At 64.2% G+C, this 3145-nt stretch carries 5 protein-coding genes and 1 tRNA gene; 1 reads left to right on the top strand and 5 read right to left on the bottom strand.

Annotation, left to right across the window (positions count from 1 at the left end):
• Positions 1-34: 34 nt before the first annotated feature.
• The 5 genes from RMN84_RS11000 to folK form a co-directional block, all read right to left on the bottom strand.
• A complete protein-coding gene (locus RMN84_RS11000; protein WP_309612215.1) occupies positions 35-658 on the bottom strand; it encodes a LuxR C-terminal-related transcriptional regulator in 624 nt (207 codons plus the stop codon).
• A gap of 133 nt (positions 659-791) precedes the next feature.
• Complete coding sequence (locus RMN84_RS10995) at positions 792-1457, bottom strand: spermidine synthase (protein ID WP_309612214.1); 666 nt, start codon at positions 1455-1457, stop codon at positions 792-794.
• A complete protein-coding gene (locus RMN84_RS10990) occupies positions 1454-1789 on the bottom strand; it encodes a DUF6481 family protein (protein ID WP_309612213.1) in 336 nt (111 codons plus the stop codon). Before RMN84_RS10990 ends, RMN84_RS10995 begins: the two co-directional genes overlap by 4 nt.
• A gap of 28 nt (positions 1790-1817) precedes the next feature.
• A tRNA-Lys gene (locus RMN84_RS10985) sits at positions 1818-1893 on the bottom strand.
• A 16-nt stretch (positions 1894-1909) separates the two neighbouring features.
• Positions 1910-2401, bottom strand: coding sequence for a 2-amino-4-hydroxy-6-hydroxymethyldihydropteridine diphosphokinase (gene folK, locus RMN84_RS10980; RefSeq protein WP_309612212.1), 492 nt, complete (start codon positions 2399-2401; stop codon positions 1910-1912).
• Positions 2402-2424: 23 nt separating this feature from the next.
• Between folK and RMN84_RS10975 the strand changes: the two genes are divergently transcribed.
• Entirely contained in the window at positions 2425-3102 is a 678-nt protein-coding gene (locus RMN84_RS10975; protein WP_309612211.1) for a uracil-DNA glycosylase, read from the top strand.
• Positions 3103-3145: the final 43 nt, after the last annotated feature.

Here is a 3145-nt window from a genome sequence, read left to right as displayed (position 1 = left end):
ACGGACCTTGTGCCGTATCGAAAGCAGCGATCAGTTAGAGGCCTGCCTCGACGGCAAGACGGATCATGTCGGCTGTCGTATGCAGCCCCAGCCGGTTCATCAGGATTGCGCGGTGCATTTTGACCGTTTTTTCGGCGAGATCGAGTTCCGCTGCGATCTGCTTGTTCAGAAGCCCATTCGCCACCAGTTTGAGCACCTGTCCCTGCCGCGGCGATAACGCCTTCACCATTTCTGCGGCACGGATTCGGCGCATGCTTGATGATGCCGATGCATCGGCATCGATTTCGAGCTGCGACCCCAAAAAATACAACAGCGCATCGTGCTCGTCGTAGATCGGTGCGACCAGGACGGCGTTTCGGAACGGTTGGCCGTTGCGCTTGTAATTGAGTATCTCCACCAGCACCGGCTGATGTTCGCGCACGCCGCGGCGGATTTCCTCTGTCAGCCATGGCTCGGTCGCCGGACCCGAAAGAAAACGGCAGTTCCGTCCCAACACTTCCTCAGCCGAGTACCCGGTCAGTTCGCAAAACGGGCCGTTGCAGGCGACGATCGGATTATCAGGCAGCCGCGGATCGCTGATCACCGACGGGATCGGGCTATCCGTTACGAGGCGGATGTGACGATTCCAATCCGGGACGAGATCGACTGTCGCCACCATGTCAGCTGCTTTTCCTGTCCATCGTTCCAACATACCCACGGTCGCACACTCTGACACCCGATTAAATGCCCGCGCCATAGATGACGGGTCTCAGGCCCTAGCGAACCTCGCTCGAGTGACGGCAAATGGGCGCTCAGCAGGCCTTGGCGAACCAGATGTAATGAATTGGTCCCTTGCCGTTCGTTCGGGCATGAACATGCAGTTCCTCGACCACGAACCCTGACCTCGTGAGGCGGCGCTTGAACGCCGCGTCGCTGGCAGCCGACCAAATGGCAAGGACGCCACCGGGTCGCAGCGCGGCGCGCGCGATGGCCAGTCCGTGGGCCGAATAGAGGCGATTGTTCGCCGCGCGGGTCAAACCATCGGGACCATTATCGACATCGAGCAGAATGGCATCGAAGCCACCTTCCCAAATCGACTCGGCGACATCCTGAATGCGGATTTCGACCCGGTGATCATCCAGGCAATTACCGGTCAGCGCCTGCATCGGCTCGCGGGCCCAATCGATGATTTCAGGCACGAGCTCGGCAACGATGATCTTCGCGTCGTCGGCGATGCCCTCCAAGACTGCCCGCAAGGTGAAACCCATCCCGTAGCCGCCGATGAGAATCCGGGTCGCGGGGCGCACGACCATCCGCTCGCACGTCAACTTCCCAAGAGCCGCCTCGGAGCCACTCATCCGGCTGCTCATCAGCTCATTGCGTTCAAGCATGATCATGAAGTCGCGGCCATGCCGCACAAGCCGCAGGGGTGCACCGCCCGGAACTTCAGCAACGCCAAGCAGTTCGCGTGGCGTCAACGCCGGCGGGCCTTCCGCGAAGCATATCGAGCATCGCGAAGTGCCTTGAGTTCGGTTTCACTGAGTGCGGGTCGGTCGGCTGCTTCGCCGGCGGCTTTCAATGCCTCGGCCTTCGCTTGGGCAGCCCGTGCCTTCTGCTCCTTGGCTTCATTCTGGCGAGCAGCTCGGCGCTGGCGTTCAACGATTTCGCGGGCCACACGGGCTTCATCGCGCGCAGCGACGATCGCAGGATCGGGCACTGGCTTGTCGCGAAGCCGGTCAAGAGCGCGTTGCCTGGCAGCACGGGCCGCGGCGGTTCGGGTATTGAAATCGGGGTCTTTAAAGGCTGCCATAGGGTTGTCCGTGTTACCGAGTGAAGCGTGGTGAGCCCTGCTGGGTTCGAACCAGCGACCTAGTGATTAAAAGTCACGTGCTCTACCAACTGAGCTAAGGGCCCTCACGCGCCGATGCCGTTAGCGGCGCGGGACCGCGCGGGCAAGGCGTGCGTTGAGGTGGCGCGCGGTCAGTGACCCGACGATCCGCCATTCTGGGGCGATTGCAGCGAGCGGGGCAAGGACGAACGCGCGCTGGGTCAGGCGCGGGTGAGGGATGGTGAGGGTGCGGCTGGCGACCGTGCCGCCGCTCCATGCGACGATATCGAGGTCGAGCACGCGCGGCCCCCAGCGGCGACCGGGGCGGCGGCCGAAGCTGCGCTCGATAGATTTGAGGGCGGCGAGGAGGGCGCGGGGGTCGAGATCGCTTTCGATGATCGCGACCGCATTGGCGAACTCTCGGCCAGCACCGCCGGTGGCGGGATTGAGGATCAGCGGCGAGGCGTCGAACAGGGTGAAGCGTTCGTCGAGCGTGGCGATGGCGGACGCGACGACTCCGGCCGGCGCGCCGTGGTGGCCGTGCGAGCGGTTGGAGCCGATGGCGATGGCGTAGAGGTGATTTGCGTCGGCCATCGCCGCTCGCCTACGAGGCTGCGATGCCTTTCGCCACCCCCGCCGACCTGTCGCCGATCCCGACCGCAGAAGCGCCGCGCGATTGTCCGCGCTGCCCGCGGCTGGCGGGGTTTCGGGAGGAGTTGCGCGCCGAGCATCCCGGCTGGTGGAATGCGCCGGTGCCGGCGTTCGGCGACCCGCAGGCATGGCTGGCGATCGTCGGGCTCGCGCCGGGGAAGCATGGGGCAAACCGGACGGGACGGCCGTTCACGGGGGATTTTGCGGGGGAACTGCTCTACGCGACGCTGGCCAAGTTCGGGCTGAGCGAGGGGAAGTTCGCGGCGGAACGCGACGATGGCTTGCGGCTGACGGGCGCGGTGATCCTCAACGCCGTCAAGTGCCTGCCCCCGCAGAATAAGCCCGAACCGTCCGAGATCGCCGAGTGCCGCCCGTATTTGGAGGCCGGCCTCGCCGCGCTGCCGAACGTGCGGGTGATCATCGCGTTGGGCCAGATCGCCCATGTCGCGGCAGCGCGGGCGCTGGGCTTGAAGCCCTCCGCGACCAAGTTCGCGCATGGCGCGGAGCATGTTGCTGGCGACGGGCGGGTGCTGCTGTCGAGCTACCATTGCAGCCGCTACAACCAGAACACGCGACGGCTGGATGCGGCGATGTTTGAGAGGGTGTTCGAGCGGGCGGACGTAATTTTGAAAGGTGCCGCATGACAATAGGAATGAAGCTTGGAAGCATTACCGACGAGGTAGGTTC

This window comes from Sphingomonas sp. (genome assembly GCF_031380695.1).
Lineage (GTDB): Bacteria > Pseudomonadota > Alphaproteobacteria > Sphingomonadales > Sphingomonadaceae > Sphingomicrobium.
This window is presented reverse-complemented; position numbering and strand designations above follow the sequence as displayed.

Bases quoted from the DNA above. Each gene is read 5' to 3' on its own strand.
- RMN84_RS10975 (WP_309612211.1), top strand. From the start codon at position 2,425: ATGCCTTTCGCCACCCCCGCCGACCTGTCGCCGATCCCGACCGCAGAA.
- RMN84_RS11000 (WP_309612215.1), bottom strand. From the start codon at position 658: ATGGTGGCGACAGTCGATCTCGTCCCGGATTGGAATCGTCACATCCGC.
- folK (WP_309612212.1), bottom strand. From the start codon at position 2,401: ATGGCCGACGCAAATCACCTCTACGCCATCGCCATCGGCTCCAACCGC.
- RMN84_RS10990 (WP_309612213.1), bottom strand. From the start codon at position 1,789: ATGGCAGCCTTTAAAGACCCCGATTTCAATACCCGAACCGCCGCGGCC.